General features: G+C 69.7%; 12 protein-coding genes. 9 read left to right on the top strand and 3 right to left on the bottom strand.

Features of this window, described 5'->3' with window-relative positions; translation table 11 throughout:
- Nucleotides 1-16 precede the first annotated feature (16 nt).
- Together ACFYO0_RS46020 and ACFYO0_RS46015 are read right to left on the bottom strand one after the other, a co-directional pair.
- Nucleotides 17-1,885 (bottom strand): ABC transporter ATP-binding protein, encoded by a 1,869-nt coding sequence (locus ACFYO0_RS46020; protein ID WP_388688324.1) that lies wholly within the window; start codon nt 1,883-1,885, stop codon nt 17-19.
- Entirely contained in the window at nt 1,882-3,813 is a 1,932-nt protein-coding gene (locus ACFYO0_RS46015) for an ABC transporter ATP-binding protein (RefSeq protein ID WP_388688321.1), read from the bottom strand. The genes ACFYO0_RS46020 and ACFYO0_RS46015 overlap by 4 nt, the downstream gene beginning before the upstream one ends.
- Before the next feature lie 185 nt (nt 3,814-3,998).
- Here ACFYO0_RS46015 and ACFYO0_RS46010 point away from each other — a divergent pair, with 185 nt between their 5' ends.
- From ACFYO0_RS46010 to ACFYO0_RS45980, 7 genes are all read left to right on the top strand, one after another.
- Nucleotides 3,999-4,913 (top strand): ABC transporter ATP-binding protein, encoded by a 915-nt coding sequence (locus ACFYO0_RS46010; protein WP_388688318.1) that lies wholly within the window; start codon nt 3,999-4,001, stop codon nt 4,911-4,913.
- Nucleotides 4,910-5,647: an ABC transporter permease gene (locus ACFYO0_RS46005; RefSeq protein ID WP_388688316.1), complete on the top strand. Its 738-nt coding sequence runs from the start codon at nt 4,910-4,912 to the stop codon at nt 5,645-5,647. The genes ACFYO0_RS46010 and ACFYO0_RS46005 overlap by 4 nt, the downstream gene beginning before the upstream one ends.
- A gap of 76 nt (nt 5,648-5,723) precedes the next feature.
- Nucleotides 5,724-6,971 carry a sensor histidine kinase gene (locus tag ACFYO0_RS46000; RefSeq protein ID WP_388688314.1) on the top strand — a complete coding sequence of 416 codons (1,248 nt, stop codon included), beginning with the start codon at nt 5,724-5,726 and terminating at the stop codon, nt 6,969-6,971.
- Nucleotides 6,961-7,593 (top strand): response regulator, encoded by a 633-nt coding sequence (locus ACFYO0_RS45995; protein WP_388688312.1) that lies wholly within the window; start codon nt 6,961-6,963, stop codon nt 7,591-7,593. Before ACFYO0_RS46000 ends, ACFYO0_RS45995 begins: the two co-directional genes overlap by 11 nt.
- Nucleotides 7,594-7,852: 259 nt before the next feature.
- Complete coding sequence (locus ACFYO0_RS45990; protein WP_388688310.1) at nt 7,853-9,502, top strand: M4 family metallopeptidase; 1,650 nt, start codon at nt 7,853-7,855, stop codon at nt 9,500-9,502.
- Between the two features lie 77 nt (nt 9,503-9,579).
- Nucleotides 9,580-10,098, top strand: coding sequence for a DUF1990 family protein (locus tag ACFYO0_RS45985; protein WP_388688307.1), 519 nt, complete (start codon nt 9,580-9,582; stop codon nt 10,096-10,098).
- 105 nt (nt 10,099-10,203) lie between these two features.
- Nucleotides 10,204-10,575, top strand: a complete 372-nt coding sequence (locus ACFYO0_RS45980; protein WP_388688304.1) for a DUF6188 family protein — start codon at nt 10,204-10,206, stop codon at nt 10,573-10,575.
- Between the two features lie 173 nt (nt 10,576-10,748).
- On the opposite strand, the gene ACFYO0_RS45975 is transcribed toward ACFYO0_RS45980, so the two are convergent.
- Entirely contained in the window at nt 10,749-13,376 is a 2,628-nt protein-coding gene (locus ACFYO0_RS45975; RefSeq protein ID WP_388688302.1) for a glycosyltransferase family 1 protein, read from the bottom strand.
- 425 nt (nt 13,377-13,801) lie between these two features.
- Here ACFYO0_RS45975 and ACFYO0_RS45970 point away from each other — a divergent pair, with 425 nt between their 5' ends.
- Both ACFYO0_RS45970 and ACFYO0_RS45965 read left to right on the top strand, forming a co-directional pair.
- Complete coding sequence (locus ACFYO0_RS45970) at nt 13,802-15,001, top strand: S8 family peptidase (protein ID WP_388688300.1); 1,200 nt, start codon at nt 13,802-13,804, stop codon at nt 14,999-15,001.
- 202 nt (nt 15,002-15,203) lie between these two features.
- Nucleotides 15,204-16,281: maltotransferase domain-containing protein (locus ACFYO0_RS45965; protein WP_388688298.1), on the top strand; the 1,078-nt coding region annotated here is incomplete at its 3' end.

Below are 16,281 nucleotides of genomic sequence, written 5' to 3'. Positions count from 1 at the left end.
TCGCCAGAGCGCGCCCCTAGACCAAGCTCTCCCGCCACGCCTGGTGCAGATCCGCGAACCTGCCGGTCGCGGCGACGAGTCCGGCGGGCGAGCCGTCCTCGACGATCCGTCCGTGCTCCATCACCAGCACCCGGTCGGCGATCTCCACCGTCGACAGGCGGTGTGCGATGACGACCGCCGTGCGGCCCCGCAGGACGGTCGACATGGCGCGCTGGACGGCCCGTTCACCGGGGATGTCCAGGGAACTGGTCGCCTCGTCGAGGATCAGGACCGCCGGGTCGGCGAGCAACGCGCGGGCGAACGCGACGAGTTGGCGCTGGCCTGCCGAGATACGGCCGCCCCTCTTGCGTACGTCGGTGTCGTAGCCGTCGGGCAGGGCGCTGATGAAGTCATGGGCGCCGAGGGCCTTCGCGGCGCGCTCGATCTCCTCGCGGGTGGCGTCGGGGCGGCCGATGGCGATGTTCTCGGCGACCGTGCCGGAGAAGAGGAAGGCCTCCTGGGTCACCATCACCACACCGCGCCTCAGTTCGGGCATCGCGAGCTCGCGCAGGTCGACGCCGTCCAGGAGGATGCGGCCGGCCGTGGGGTCGTAGAAGCGGGCCAGGAGTTTGGCGAGCGTCGACTTGCCCGCGCCCGTCGAGCCGACCACGGCGACGGTCTGCCCGGCGGGCAGCGTCAGGTCGAAGCGCGGCAGCACCTCGCCGCCCGTGCGGTAGCCGAACCGCACGCCGTCGAAGACGACCTCGCGGCCCGGTTGTGCCGAGGCGAGTGCGGGCAGGGGCTTCGGCTCGGCGGGCTCCGGAACCGTGGGCGTCTGGGCGAGCAGGCCCGCGATCTTCTCCAGTGAGGCGGCGGCCGACTGGTAGGAGTTGAGGAACATGCCCAGCCGGTCGATGGGGTCGTACAGGCGGCGCAGATAGAGGACCGCGGCTGCCAGTACGCCGAGCGCCAGCGACTGAGATGCCACCCGGTACGCGCCCCAGAGCACGATCGCCGCGACCGTCGTGTTGGCGACCAGCCGGGACTTGACGACGTAGCGGGCCATTTCCAGCAGAGCGTCGCCGTTCTTGCGCTCGTGCCGGCGGTTGAGGACCCGGAACTCCTTGTCGTTCGCGTCCTCACGGCGGAACGCCCGCACCGGCCGGATGCCGTTCATCGTCTCGGCGAACTTCACGATCACGGCGGCGATCGCGGTCGAGCGGATGGCGTAGACGCGGCCCGCGCGGCGACGGTACTGGCGGATGAACAGGTAGAGCGGCGCGAACGACGCCACGGCCACCGCCCCGAGGCCCAGGTCGAGCCAGAGCAGCATCGCCGAGATGTAGACGAAGGAGATGATGACGGTGATGAGTTCCTGCAGACCCTCGTCGAGCAGCTCGCGCAGGGACTCGACGTCCGTGGTGGAGCGGGAGATGATGCGGCCCGAGGTGTAGCGCTCGTGGAAGTCGATGCTCAGCGCTTGGGCGTGGCGGAAGATCCGGCCGCGCAGGTCGAGCAGCACGTCCTGGTTGACGCGCGCGGACGCGGTGATGAACGCGTACTGGAGCCCGCCCGAGGCCAGCGCGCACAGGAGATACCCGACCGCGACCGCGATCAGCGGACCGTGCCGGTCGTCCCGGAATGCGGGGACGGCACGGTCGATGGCGTACGCCACGAGCAGCGGGCCCGCCTGCACCGCCGCCTGCTGGAGCAGGAGCAGCAGGGAGGTCAGGGCGACGCGGGCCTTCATCGGGGCGAGCAGGGAGCGCAGGAGGGCGGCGGTCGCGCCCGGTGGGGTGGGGAGGGCGTCGCGGTCGAAGGCGTCGCCTGCCTCCGGGGGGTCACCGGCGGGCCGGTCCTTACGCGGTTCCTGGCTCGGCGCGGTGGTCGTGGGCGCCGCGGTCATCGGTGGGCCTCCTTTTCCGCGACGGTCTCGACGTACGCGCCGCTCTCACCGTCCGCTTCCGGGTGTTCGGCTTCCGGGTGTTCCGCGCCGGACATCAGACGGGCGTACTCGGCGTTCGTGCGCAGCAGTTCGTGGTGGGTGCCGATCGCGGCGATCCGGCCGCCGGAGAGCAGGGCCACGCGGTCGGCGAGAAGGACCGTGGACGGGCGGTGCGCCACGATCAGGGCGGTCGTCTCCGCGAGTACGCGGCGCAGGGCGGCCTCGACCGCGGCCTCCGTGTGCACGTCCAGCGCGGAGAGCGGGTCGTCGAGGACGAGGAAGCGGGGGCGGCCCACGACGGCCCTCGCCAGCGCGAGGCGTTGACGCTGACCGCCGGAGAGGCTGAGGCCTTGCTCGCCGACCTGGGTGCCGGTGCCGTGCGGGAGGGCGTGGGTGAAGTCGGCCTGGGCGATGGCCAGGGCGCGCTGCAGCTCCCGTTCGCCCGCCTCGGGTTGGGCGCCCATCAGGACGTTCTCCCCGACGGACGCCGAGAACAGGGTGGGCTCCTCGAAGGCCACGGCGACCTTGGATCGCAGCTCCTCGCGGGGCATCGCCGTGATGTCCTCGCCGTCCAGCGTGATCCGGCCCGAGGTCACCTCGTGCAGACGGGGGACGAGGGCCGTGAGAGTGGTCTTTCCCGTCCCGGTCGCGCCGACGAGAGCCATGGACTCGCCGGACCGGATGTGGAGGTCGATCCGGTCGATTACGGGAGGAGCGTCGGCGGGGGCGTCGGGGTAGCGGAACGACACGGAGTGGAACCGGAGACCGCCCGCGCTCTCGGCGGAGGCGGTGTCCTCGGGCGACACCCGGCTGCCCGTGTCCTCCGTGCTCCTGCCCGTGCTCTCCGGCTCCGCGTCCATCACCTCGAAGTACCGCTCCGTCGCCGTCGCCGCCTCCTGCGTCATGGCCAGAAGGAACCCGATGGAGTCGACCGGCCAGCGCAGCGCCAGCGCGGTGGAGAGGAAGGCGACGAGCGTGCCCGCGGACAGCGCCCCGTCCGCGACCTGCACGGTCCCGAGGACCAGCGCCGCCCCGATGGCCAGTTCGGGCAGCGTCATGATGACGGCCCAGATCGCGGCGAGCAGCCGGGCCTTGCGCAGCTCGGTGCCGCGCAGGGTCCCGGACAGTTCCCGGAAGGCCCGCGCCTGGCTGCGGTGCCGCCCAAAACCCTTGATGATCCTGATCCCGAGGACACTCTCCTCGACGACCGTCGTCAGGTCACCCACCTGGTCCTGCGCGAGCCGCGCCACAGTGGCGTACCGCTTCTCGAAGACGGCGCACACGACGATCACGGGCACGGCCGGCCCCAGGATCACCAGCCCCAGCGTCCAGTCCTGCGCCAGCATGATGAGCACGCCGACGACGATGGTCACGCTGTTGACCAGCAAGAACGTCAACGGAAAGGCCAGGAACATACGCAGCAGCATCAGATCCGTCGTGCCCCGCGACAGCAGCTGACCCGAGGGCCAGCGGTCGTGGAAGGCGACCGGCAGCCGTTGCAGATGCCGGTACAGAGCCGCCCGCATCGACGCCTCGACACCGGCCAGCGGCCGGGCCACCAGCCACCTCCGCAGCCCGAACAGCAGCGCCTCGGCGAGCCCGAGCAGCAGCAGGGACAGGGCCCCCAGCCACACCCCGCGCGGATCCCGGTCGGCCACCGGCCCGTCCACGATCCACTTGAGGACGAGCGGGATCACCAGCCCCGTACACGAGGCGAGGATCGCGACGAACGCCGCCGTGAACAGCCGCGCCCGCACGGGCCGTACGTACGGCCACAGGCGCAGCAGAATCCGTACGACGGAACGGTCGCCGTCGCGGCGACCGGCCAGGGCCGTGTCCTCTGGGTTCGTGAGGTCCTTGTCATCGGTGACTGCGGGTGTAGTGGCCATCAGTAGTGAGCCTACGGATCGGCACTGACACAGCCCACCGAGTTTCGGCCGGACCTCAGCTCCTCCGGTGGTCCTAGGACCGGTCCGACCTGCGGAGTCGTAGTCCCGTATCAACCGATCGGCTGATGTGCGTTCGAGCGAGACGACCGATGTGCGCGGCCCCGGCTGCCCGGGACCCTCGAGGCATGACCACCCAACCCGTCATCGAAGTCACCGGACTGCGCAAGTCATACGGAGGGAGGGCCGTCGTCGACGGGGTGTCCTTCGCCGTCGAGGAGGGGGAGATCTTCGGCATCCTCGGCCCGAACGGCGCCGGCAAGACGACCACCGTCGAATGCGTGGAGGGCCTGCGGATCCCGGACGCGGGCCGCGTACGCGTCACCGGCCTCGATCCCGTCGCCGACCACGACGCCGTCAGCCGCGTCCTCGGCGCCCAGCTCCAGGAGAGCGAACTCCAGGAGAAACTCACCGTCCGCGAGGCGCTGGAGCTGTACGCATCCTTCTACCCGAGCCCCGCCGACTGGCGCCCGCTCGCCGAACGCCTGGGCCTCAGCGGCAAGTTGGACGCCCGCTTCGGCAAGCTGAGCGGCGGCCAGAAGCAGCGCCTGTTCATCGCGCTCGCGCTGATCGGTGATCCGAAGGTCGTTGTGCTCGACGAGCTGACCAGCGGACTCGACCCGCGGGCCCGCCGTGACACCTGGGAGCTCATCGAGGACATCCGCGCGAACGGCGTCACGGTCCTCCTCGTCACGCACTTCATGGAGGAGGCGCAGCGTCTCTGCGACCGGATCGCGGTCATCGACCAGGGCCGGATCGCCGCGCTGGACACGCCCCGCGGGCTGATCGCCCGCGCCACGAACGCCACCCTCATCAGCTTCACGCCCTCCGCGCCGCTCGACGAACGCGAGCTGGCCGCGCTGCCCGCAGTGGCTTCGGTCGAGTGCAAGGACGACGGCCGGATCACGCTCGGCGGCACCGACGAGACCGTCAACGCGGTCATCACGCTGCTCGCCCGGCAGCACATCACGGCGCATCAACTCCGTGTCACCGACGCCACGTTGGACGACGCGTTCCTCGATCTGACGGGAGTCGCACGATGAGCAGCACCGCCGTACTGAAGGCCGAGACCCGGCTCTTCGGCCGCGAACCCGGCGCGAACTTCTGGATCCTGGCGTTCCCCACCCTGGTCCTGGTGATCCTCGGCAGCATCCCGGCGTTCCGCACCACCCAGGACGACCTCGGCGGCCTCCGGATCATCGACATGTACGTACCGGTGGCGGTGCTACTCGGCATGATCGTGGCCGGCCTGCAGTCCATGCCGCCGGGCATCACCGGCTACCGCGAACGCGGCATCCTGCGCCGTATGTCGACGACCCCCGTGCGCCCGAGCGCGTTGCTGTCCGCGCACATGGGGCTGCACGGCGCCGCCGCCGCACTGTCGGCGCTGCTCGCGCTGTCGGTGGGCCGGATCGTGTTCGACGTGGCGCTGCCGCGACAGCCCTTCGGATACGTGCTGGCGCTGCTGCTCGCCGTGGCGGTCGCCCTCGCCATGGGCGCCCTGATCTCGGCGCTGGCCCGCACCTCGAAGGCGGCGACGGCCCTCGGTACCGCGGCGTTCTTCCCGAGTATGTTCTGCGCGGGTGTCTATATCCCGGTGCAGACGATGCCGGATGTCCTCGTCCGCATCGTCGAGTTCACCCCGTTCGGCGCGGCGGTCCAGGCTCTGAACGAGGCGGCGGCGGGGGACTGGCCGGGCTGGGACCACCTGGGCGTGCTCGTCGGGTGGACGGTGCTGCTCACGGCGGGGGCCGCGCGCTGGTTCCGTTGGGAATAGTGGGAGTAGTCCGTCAGGAACGGACGATCGGGGGGAACCGGCCGTGAGCGCAAATGCGCAGACTGGATCGAGGGTCATGTCGGCTACGGAGATCGAGCAGCGGTGGAAGCTGTTCGAACGGTGGGGGCCGTACGGGCTGCTGGGATTCTCCGTACTCGTCTCAGTCGCCACCGCCGAGCTGCTGATGAGCACGGCCGAGCGGTACGTGGCCGGGGCGCTGGTCATCGTGGCGATCGCGCTACAGATCTGGTGGGGCCGGGCAAGCCGGACCCGGCAGGAGCCGTGCGCCGCCTCGACGGTGTACTACGCCGTACGCTGGGCCCTCGCGTTCACGCTCAGCTGGCTGAACCCGTTCTTCGCGTTCTACGCGGCCACGGGCTACTGGGGATCCGAACGGCTGCTGCGGGGGCGCTGGTTGTGGATCGGCCTGTTCGCCACCGCCGTCATCATGGCGGGCTCGCAGTCCGGCGGTCTGCCGCCGAACAACCTGACGCAGTGGCTGGTGTTCTTCGGGCTCCTGGCTGCCAATGCCTCGCTGGTTCTCCTCATGCAGCATCTGACGACGAAGGAGGAGGAGCGGACCCGCGCCCAGGCCTCCACCATCCTGGAACTGGAGCGCACCAACACCGCGCTCCAGCAGGCCCTCGACGAGAACGCCGCCCTCCACGCCCAACTCCTCGTCCAGGCAAGGGAAGCGGGCGTCGCCGACGAGCGACGACGGCTGGCCGCCGAGATCCACGACACCATCGCGCAAGGGCTGACCGGGATCATCGCCCAGCTCCAGGTCGTCGCGAACGCCCCCGACCTGCCGACCGCCCGCACCCACCTCGACCGCGCTTCCGCCCTGGCCCGCCACAGCCTCGGCGAGGCACGCCGCTCCGTGCAGAACCTCGCGCCCGTCGCCCTGGAGCACGACGGTCTGCCCCAAGCACTGAAGAAGACGGTCGCTGAATGGGCCGAACGGACGTGCGTACGCGCCGAGTTCACGACCACGGGCACCCCCGAGCACCTTCACGAGGAGGTCTCGGCGACCCTGCTGCGCATCACTCAGGAGGCCCTGTCCAACGCCTCCCGGCACGCCCACGCCGGCCGCCTCGGCGTCACCCTCTCCTTCATGGGCAACGAGGTCGTCCTCGACGTACGCGACGACGGCCGCGGCTTCGACCCCCTCACCCTCCCCTCCCGCAACGGCCACGGCGGCTTCGGCCTCGACGGCATGCGCGCCCGCGCCGAACGCATCGCCGGCTCAATGACCGTGGAGTCCGAACCAGGGCACGGTACGGCCGTGTCGGCTCGCGTACCGTTGGTACGCCATGAGCGATGACGCCATCACCCTCCTCATAGTCGACGACCATCCCGTCGTACGGGACGGTCTGCGCGGCATGTTCGAATCGGCACCGGGATTCACGGTGCTGGGCGAGGCGTCGAACGGCGTGGAGGCCGTAAATCTGGCCCACGCCCTGGACCCTGACGTCGTGTTGATGGACCTCCGCATGCCCGGCGGCAACGGCGTGGAGGCCATCGCTGAGCTGACCCGGCAGGGCGCCCGCGCCAAGATCCTGGTCCTGACCACGTACGACACGGATTCCGACACCCTCCCCGCGATCGAGGCGGGCGCGACGGGCTACCTCCTGAAGGACGCTCCGAGGGAGGAACTCTTCAGCGCCGTCCGCGCGGCGGCTCAGGGCCGTACGGTCCTGTCTCCAGCGGTGGCGTCCCGCCTGGTCTCGGCGGTCCGAGCCCCCGCCAACGAGCCGCTGTCGGCCCGCGAACGTGAGGTCCTGGCGCTGGTGGCCAAGGGCACCTCGAATCGTGAGATCGCCCGGGTCCTGTTCATCAGCGAGGCGACGGTCAAGACGCATCTGACGCACCTGTACGCCAAGTTGGGGGTCAAGGACCGGGCGGCGGCGGTGGCGGTGGGGTACGACAGGGGAATCCTGGGCTGAGTTCGGTGCGGGTTCATCGTGAATCCCCACTCGCCCACGAGCCCAACTCCCCACTCCCGTAGGCGCCCCGCCGGAGGCACAGGGCGGCTGGACGATTTCCGGCCAACATCCGTTCGCCCCACTGACATGTACGCGTCTCACCTGGCACTCTTCACCTCACGCGGCACTCCCGCACAGCTGCCGCACAGCACCCGCACCGCCCCTTCACCCGTTCGACGGGCCACCCATGCCTGTCGGGCACCCCCACAAAGGAGCTTGTGTGACCCCCCTCTACGCGCGTCACAAGCGCACAACTCTGGCCATCGCCACCGCCGTCGCGGCCGGAGCCCTCCTCACCACCGGTCTGACCACCGGCGCCACCGCCCAGTCCGGCGCCGAGCCGTCCGCCAGGACGCAGCTCGCCGGCGCCCCGGTCCAGTTGTCCGCGGCAGCCCGTACGAGTCTGATCAAGAAGGCCGATGCGGCGACCACCGAAACGGCCGACGAGATAGGCCTCGGCGCCAAGGAGAAGCTGGTCGTCAGAGACGTCGTCAAGGACGTCGACGGCACCACGCACACCCGCTACGAGCGGACGTACGACGGACTCCCCGTCCTCGGCGGCGACTTGGTGATCCACGAGTCCAAGTCCGGCAAGACGGAGGGCGTGACCAGAGCGACGAAGGCCGACATCAAGGTCACGGACGTCACGCCCGACATCGCCAAGTCCACTGCGGAGAAGCAGGCGTTGAAGGCCGCCAAGGCGGAGGGCAGCAAGAAGTCCGCGGCCGACAAGGCGCCCCGTAAGGTCATCTGGGCCGCGAGCGGCAAGCCGACCCTGGCGTACGAGACGGTCGTCGGCGGCTTCCAGCACGACGGCACCCCGCAGGAACTGCACGTCATCACGGACGCCACCACGGGCGAGAAGCTGTACGAGTGGGAGGCGATCCAGACCGGTACGGGCCACAGCCAGTACAGCGGCGACGTCACCATCGGCACCTCGCTGTCGGGCTCGACGTACCAGCTCAACGACCCGAACCGGGGCGCCAGCAAGACGTACAACCTCAATCGCGGTACGTCCGGCACCGGCACCCTCTTCACCGATGCCGACGACACCTGGGGCACGGGCGCGGCCTCCAACGCCCAGACCGCCGCCGTCGACGCGCACTTCGGCGCGCAGGTCACCTGGGACTTCTACAAGAACGTCCTCGGCCGCAGCGGCATCAGGAACGACGGCAAGGCCGCCTACTCCCGCGTCCACTACGGCAACGCGTACGTCAACGCCTTCTGGTCCGACGCCTGCTTCTGCATGACGTACGGCGACGGCGCGGGCAACGCGAAGCCGCTGACGTCGATCGACGTGGCCGGCCACGAGATGACGCACGGCGTCACCTCCAACACCGCGGGCCTCAACTACAGCGGTGAATCAGGCGGGTTGAACGAGGCGACGTCCGACATCTTCGGCACGGCGGTGGAGTTCTACGCGGCCAACTCCTCGGACGTGGGCGACTACCTGATCGGCGAGAAGATCGACATCAATGGCGACGGCACGCCGCTCCGTTACATGGACAAGCCCAGCAAGGACGGCAGCTCCAGGGACAGCTGGTCCTCCAACCTGGGCGGCATCGACGTCCACTACTCCTCCGGCCCGGCGAACCACTTCTTCTACCTGCTGAGCGAGGGCAGCGGCACCAAGACGATCAACGGAGTCACCTACGACTCCCCCACCTCCAACGGCTCCACCATCACCGGCATCGGCCGCGACAAGGCGGTACAGATCTGGTACAAGGCGCTGACCGAGTACATGACGTCGACGACGAGGTACGCGGGCGCCCGCACCGCGACGCTCAGCGCGGCGAGCGACCTCTACGGCTCAACGAGCACGGAGTACAAGGCGGTTCAGGCGGCCTGGGCCGCGGTCAACGTGAACTGACGTTCTACCAATCACCGCACGCACATGGGCAGCCCCCGAAAAGAAGGCGTTCCGGGGGCTGCCCTACGCTGCTCCCCATGCCCTCACCGGAAACGCCCTTCACGTACGACGACGTGGGCGCGACCCGCGAGAACCGGACCCCGCCCGGCTTCCACCCCCTGCACGTCAGAACGCGTATCGGCGAGGGCCGGCCCGTCTTCGAGGCGGCGTCCCGGGCAGTCCTGACCTGGGAACTGCACCGAGCGATAGGCGTCGGCATCACCACCGAAGCCCCCAAGGCCGCCCCCGGCGTCGAACTGACGGTCACCCTGGGCGGCGTCATCAAGGCCCCCTGCCGCATCGTCTGGACGACAGAAGAACCCCGACGGGCCGGCTGGGCCTACGGCACCCTCCCCGGCCACCCCGAATCCGGCGAAGAGGCGTTCCTGGTCGAAATGACGGGCGACGGCACGGTCTGGCTGACGGTCACGGCCTTCAGCCGCCCGGCGAAGTGGTACGCGCGGGCGGGCGGTCCGGCCACGCGGGGGTTGCAGCATGCGTATGCGCGGAGGTGCGGGGTGGTTTTGCGGCGGTTGCACGGGGGTGACGAGGTCTAGAGCCGTCGCCCGGAACCTGACCACCACACTTGGTGGCCGTCAGAAGCGGAACAGATCCTGGTGGCACATATCCACCACATATCCACTTCCGGTAAGGCGGTCGGCATGAACCTGGACCTTCGGGGTCAAGCAATTACCCGCGTCTGCTTCGACGCGGCTCTCACACTCCTGACCAGCGGGGATTGCGAGCTGCGCGTCGAGAACGAGGCGGTTCTCCAAGTCTCGGACGGGGATCATGTGTCTTTCGACCCGGAAGCCCCGGACGTTGCGGCTCCTCATCTCGTCCGACTGAACGGTGACGTGATTGCCGAGGCCGAGGCGGGAAAAGCCGGGGATCTCGTGATCGAATTCGAGAGCGGCACGAAGCTGACTGTCCGGCCGGATGACGATTATGAGGCCTGGGGGCTTGTCGGGCCGATGGGAAGGCGAGCGATCTGCACGCCCGGAGGCGAGATTGCGGTGTGGAGTGGGGAGTGATGTCGGCAAGCGCCGGGAAGCTTCCGATGCTGTTGGTGAATCCTCGCTGGCCAGGTAGGCCGGTCGCGGAAGCGTGACACTCTCGCGGGCAAGTGTCACATTCCTGCGACTGCCTACCTGGGGGTCAATGGCATCGGACAGTGCGCCGCACGGCCGTCAGGGTTTCGCCATGCTCACCGCATCAAAACCCCCGCCGCCTCCACCAACTCCTCCGAAGGAACCGCCACCAGCCCCAACTCCGCGCTCGACGCCAACAGCCGATGCGTCGGCAGGATGCGGACCGTGTAACCGAAGGGACCGGTGCGGTCCAGGGACAGCGGGCCCTCGTAGAGCCAGCGGCCCTCCTGGTCCGGGCCGCCCGCCGGTTTCAGGGGGACCGCCGTGCCGTCGGTGATGCTGTCCTCCGAGTCGACTCGGCCCGAGACCGCCTGGACCTCGACGTCGTCGGGGACCAGGTCGCCCAGGCCCACGCGGACCCGTAGCGACATCGTCGTGCCGAGTTCCGCCGTCGTCGTGGCCGCCGACGTCTCCACGTGGTCGACCGTGACGCGTGGCCACGCCGCGCGGACGCGGGACTTCCAGGTCGCCAGCTCGCGGGCGGAGGAGGTGTTCATGGAGCGGTGGGCGCGGGCCGCGGGGGCGTAGAGGCGTTCCACGTACTCGCGGACCATGCGGCCCGCCAGGACCTTCGGGCCCAGCAGCGTCAGCGTCTGACGGACCATCTCGATCCAGCGGTCGGGGAGGCCGCCGGGGCCGCGGTCGTAGAAGCGGGGGGCGACGCGCTGCTCCAGCAGGTCGTACAACGCCGACGCCTCCAGGTCGTCGCGGCGGTCCTCGTCCGTCGCCTCCGTGCCGTCCGCCGTGGGGATCGCCCAGCCGAAGTCCGGCTGGAACCATTCGTCCCACCAGCCGTCCAGGACCGACAGGTTCAGGCAGCCGTTCAGCGCCGCCTTCATGCCGGATGTGCCGCAGGCCTCCAGGGGGCGCAGCGGGTTGTTGAGCCAGATGTCGCAGCCGGGGTAGAGCTTCTGGGCCATCGCCATGCCGTAGTCCGGGAGGAACACGATCCGGTGGCGTACGCGCGGGTCGTCCGCGAAGCGCACCAGTTCCTGGATGAGGCGCTTGCCGCCGTCGTCCGCCGGGTGCGCCTTGCCCGCAACCACGATCTGCACCGGACGCTCGGGATGCAGCAGCAGGTCCATCAGACGGTCCCTGTCCCGCAGCATCAGCGTGAGGCGCTTGTAGGACGGGACTCGGCGCGCGAAGCCGATCGTCAGCACGTCCGGGTCCAGCACGCCGTCGATCCAGCCGAGTTCGGCCGTGCCGGCGCCGCGCTGGCGCCAGGACGCGTCCAGCCGCTCGCGTACCTCCGTCACCAACTGCTCGCGCAGCACCCGGCGCAGTTCCCAGATGTCCTGGTCGGGGATCTCCGCCACGGCGTCCCAGCGGTCGGAGGCGCCGACCGTCATGGCGTCCTCCGTCCGCTGCGCGCCGATCTGGCGGGCGCCGAGCCGGAAGACCTCGGGCGCCACCCAGGTGGGCGCGTGCACCCCGTTCGTCACGGAGGTGATCGGCACCTCGTCGGGGTCGAAGCCCGGCCAGAGCCCGGAGAACATCTCCCGGCTGACGTGCCCGTGCAGCAACGACACCCCGTTGGCCCGCTGACCGAGCCGCAGGCCCATCACCGCCATGTTGAAGAGATTGGGCTCGCCCCCCGGATACGTCTCCATCCCGAGCTGGAGAATCCGCTCCACCTCGATCCGCGGGAGCTCCGAGTCCGGGCCGAAGTGCCGGGCCACCAGCTCCCGGTCGAAGCGGTCGATTCCGGCGGGCACGGGGGTGTGGGTCGTGAAGACGGTTCCCGCGCGGACGGCCTCCAGCGCGGCGTCGAAGTCCAGGTCTTCGTAAGAGAGTTCGTGAATACGTTCAAGACCTAGGAATCCCGCATGCCCCTCGTTCGTATGGAAGACCTCCGGCTGCGCGTGCCCGGTCAAGCGGCAGTACGTACGGACCGCGCGCACCCCGCCGATCCCCAGCAGCATCTCCTGCAGCAGCCGGTGCTCACTGCCACCCCCGTACAACCGGTCCGTCACACCGCGCTCGCCGAGGTCGTTCTCCTCGACGTCCGAGTCGAGCAGCAGCAGCGGAACCCGGCCCACCTGTGCCAGCCAGATACGGGCCCGGAGCGATTTCTCGCCGGGCAGGGCCAGCGAGACCTGGGAGGGCGTGCCGTCCTGCTCGCACAGGAGCGAGAGCGGGAGCTCGTTCGGGTCGAGGACCGGATAGTGCTCCTGCTGCCAGCCGTCCCGCGACAGCGTCTGCCGGAAGTATCCGTGCCGGTAGAGCAGTCCGACACCGATCAGGGGTACGCCGAGATCGCTGGCCGCCTTGAGATGGTCCCCGGCGAGGATGCCGAGGCCGCCGGAGTACTGGGGCAGCGCGGCCGTGATGCCGAATTCGGGTGAGAAGTAGGCGATGGCGGCTGGCAGTTCGGACGACTGGGACTGGGACTGGTACCAGCGGTCGCCGGTCACGTAGTCCTTCAGGTCGTCGGCCGCCGCGGCCAGCCGCCGCAGGAAGCGCCGGTCCTCGGCCAGCTCGGCGAGCCGTCCGGGCGAGACGTTCCCGAGGAGACGCACGGGATCGTTCTCGGAGGCGGCCCAACGCTCGGGGTCCACGGACTGGAAGAGATCACGGGTCTCTGCATGCCAGGACCAGCGCAGATTGCGCGCCAGATCGCTGAGCGGGTGAAGGGCTTCGGGGAGTACGGGACGCACGGTGAACCTGCGGATGGCCTTCACGAGCTTCCACCTTCACGGGGGCCTACGCGGCAGCGATGCGCACGCTTACGCATGCGCGACTTTTGTCACCCATGACGGTAGCGGCGACTGCCTCCGGCAACCACGGCGCAATTCGCTCCCCGGGAAGCGCAGTACTTCGGCTGAGGCTCGGTTGTGGCTGGTCGAGCCCCGCGGCGGAGCCGCAGATGTCACGGCCCGGCGCCCTGACGGGGCGCTCCCCCCATCCCGCCGTACAAAACCCGGCTTGAAATCGCCGCAACCTTCACACGTAAACCACGCGAGATATGGCCGATTCCGCCACGCCGTGCGGCCTTGTGGCAGGTCACAGCACACGAGAGGCTGCCAACGGCGATCCGACCTGTACCTGTCAGGGCTTACGCAAACTGCGGTCGGAGTACGCCGAGTCGAGGAGGGGAACTCACACCATGGCAGTGACGCACAAAAGGCGTCTGTCCTGGGCGGGAGGCCTCACCGCGGTCATCACGGCCGCGGTGCTTTCGGCCACCACACTGCCCGCACAGGCCGCCCCACTGGGGCAGATACTCGGCGCCGACGCCCCCGGCTCCGTCAGTGACAGCTATATCGTCACGCTCAAGGGCGGAACGAAGGCCCCGTCGAACGCGGGCAAGGACCTCGTCGAAACGTACGGGGCGAAAATCAGCCACACTTACAGCACCGCGATCAATGGCTATGCGGTGAAGGTCGGCGAGCAACAGGCCAAGCGCCTGGCCGCCGACGCACGCGTGGCCTCGGTCACGCAGAACACCAGAGTCAGTATCGATCACCAGCAGACGAACCCGCCCTGGGGCCTCGACCGCATCGACCAGCCGAACCTGCCGCTGGACAAGAGCTACACCTGGCCGGAGTCCGCGGGCCAGGGTGTGACGGCGTACGTCATCGACACCGGGATCCGGACCACGCACGAGGACTTCGGCGGCCGGGCGAGCTCCGGCTGGGACTTCGTCGACAACGACGCCACCGCGCAGGACGGCCAGGGCCACGGCACGCATGTGGCGGGCACGATCGCCGGAACGACGTACGGCGTGGCGAAGAAGGCCAAGGTCGTCGGTGTCCGCGTGCTCGACAACGAGGGTTCTGGCACGACGGCCCAGGTGATCGCGGGCATCGACTGGGTGACCAAGAACGCCCAGAAGCCCGCGGTGGCCAATATGAGCCTGGGCGGCTTCGCGAACGCGCAGCTCGACGCCGCCGTCCGCAACTCCATCGCGTCCGGCGTGACCTACGCGGTCGCGGCCGGCAACGACGGACTCCTGGCGAGCCTGTACTCGCCGGCCCGGGTCCAGGAAGCCATCACAGTCGGCGCGAGCGACGCGGCGGACGCACGGGCGAGCTTCTCGAACTGGGGCAGCCGGCTCGATCTGTTCGCACCCGGCGTGGACGTCACCTCCGCGTCGAACGCGAGCGACACCGCGAAGGCCACCTTCTCCGGTACGTCGATGGCGTCGCCCCACACAGCGGGTGCGGCGGCGCTCTATCTGGCCGATCACGCTACGGCGAGTCCCGCCGACGTGAGCAAGGCACTTGTCGCGCAGGCGGCGACCGGGAAGATATCCACCGCCGGCCTCGGCTCACCGAACAAGCTCTTGCAGGTCAGCAACCCCTAAGTAGTTGCGCATTCACCGACCGGCCTCGTCCGCCATGTATCACTGGACGGGGCCGGTCTTGTGTGCGGAGATACGCGCGAGTAGTTAACAACGTGCCGGATTGCCCACCCGATTAGGGTGGGAAGGCTCCCCGGTACGCCCCGCAGGACCCACCTCCCCACATGCCATCCGCCCACCCACGTTGACGCGGACAGGAGCGGTCATGCCCGCCACGCACCACTCGTCATCACCTCCGACGCACAGCACCAGCACACCCCCCGCAAACGGGGCGAAAGCCGGCCCGCCACAGCGGGCCGCGGCCGAGAAGCCGGAACAGGCAGCAGCCGAAATGACCGGAAAGACCGAGGCCACCCCCGCAAAGGCGGCGGAGGCCCCACCGGCGAACGAGGCTGTGGCCGAACCGGCGAAGGCGGCCAAGGCCACACCCGCCAAAGCCACGAAGGCCACGAAAGCCGCCAGGCCTGCGAAGGCCGCCAAGTCCGCGAAGCCTGCGAAGGCCGCCAAGACCGCGAAGGCGAAAGCCAAATCGGCGAAGACCGCGACGCCGAAACCCGAATCGGCCCAGGCCGGACTCACGGACACCACGCCACCGGACATCACGCCCCCGAACGCCGTGCCACCCGGCGGCGGCGCCCTCATCGGACGCATCCCCGTCCTGGACGTCCGCCCCCTCGTGGCGTGCGGGCGGCGCCCCGCCAAAGCCGTGGTGGGCGAGGCGTTCGAGATCTCGGCAACCGTGTTCCGGGAGGGCCACGACGCGGTCGCCGCCAACGTCGTCCTGCGGGACCCGGAGGGCCAGGCCGGTCCCTGGACCCCCATGCGGGAGCTGGCCCCCGGTACGGACCGCTGGGGCGCCACCGTCTCCGTACCGAAGGCGGGCCGCTGGACCTACACGGTGGAGGCCTGGGGCGACCCGATCACCACCTGGCGTCATCACGCGCAGATCAAGATCCCGGCGGGGATGGACACGGAGCTGGTCCTGGAGGAGGGCGCGCTGCTGTACGAGCGGGCCGCAGCCGGAGTTCCGGAGAGCCGGGGCCGCCGTGACACGATCCTCGCCGCCGCGGACGCCCTGCGCGACACCGCTCGACCCGCCGCGGCCCGCCTCGCCGCCGCCCTGACCCCGGACGTGGACCACGTCCTCGCCCGCCATCCGCTGCGCGACTTCGTCTCCTCCTCCGAGCAGTTGCCGTTGTTGGTGGAGCGGGAGCGGGCGTTGTACGGCTCGTGGTACGAGTTCTTCCCGCGTTCGGAGGGCGCGGTCGTCGAGACGGGCAGGC

Origin of the sequence: Streptomyces sp. NPDC006365, from assembly GCF_042870755.1 — a bacterium.
Taxonomy (GTDB): Bacteria; Actinomycetota; Actinomycetes; order Streptomycetales; family Streptomycetaceae; genus Streptomyces; species Streptomyces xiangluensis.
Note: the sequence above shows the minus strand (reverse complement) of the source record. Positions and strands in the feature narration are given on the sequence as shown.

Coding starts and splice junctions, on each gene's coding strand:
- ACFYO0_RS46020 (WP_388688324.1), bottom strand. CDS start 1,885: ATGACCGCGGCGCCCACGACCACCGCGCCGAGCCAGGAACCGCGTAAG.
- ACFYO0_RS46015 (WP_388688321.1), bottom strand. CDS start 3,813: ATGGCCACTACACCCGCAGTCACCGATGACAAGGACCTCACGAACCCA.
- ACFYO0_RS46010 (WP_388688318.1), top strand. CDS start 3,999: ATGACCACCCAACCCGTCATCGAAGTCACCGGACTGCGCAAGTCATAC.
- ACFYO0_RS46005 (WP_388688316.1), top strand. CDS start 4,910: ATGAGCAGCACCGCCGTACTGAAGGCCGAGACCCGGCTCTTCGGCCGC.
- ACFYO0_RS46000 (WP_388688314.1), top strand. CDS start 5,724: ATGTCGGCTACGGAGATCGAGCAGCGGTGGAAGCTGTTCGAACGGTGG.
- ACFYO0_RS45995 (WP_388688312.1), top strand. CDS start 6,961: ATGAGCGATGACGCCATCACCCTCCTCATAGTCGACGACCATCCCGTC.
- ACFYO0_RS45985 (WP_388688307.1), top strand. CDS start 9,580: ATGCCCTCACCGGAAACGCCCTTCACGTACGACGACGTGGGCGCGACC.
- ACFYO0_RS45980 (WP_388688304.1), top strand. CDS start 10,204: ATGAACCTGGACCTTCGGGGTCAAGCAATTACCCGCGTCTGCTTCGAC.
- ACFYO0_RS45970 (WP_388688300.1), top strand. CDS start 13,802: ATGGCAGTGACGCACAAAAGGCGTCTGTCCTGGGCGGGAGGCCTCACC.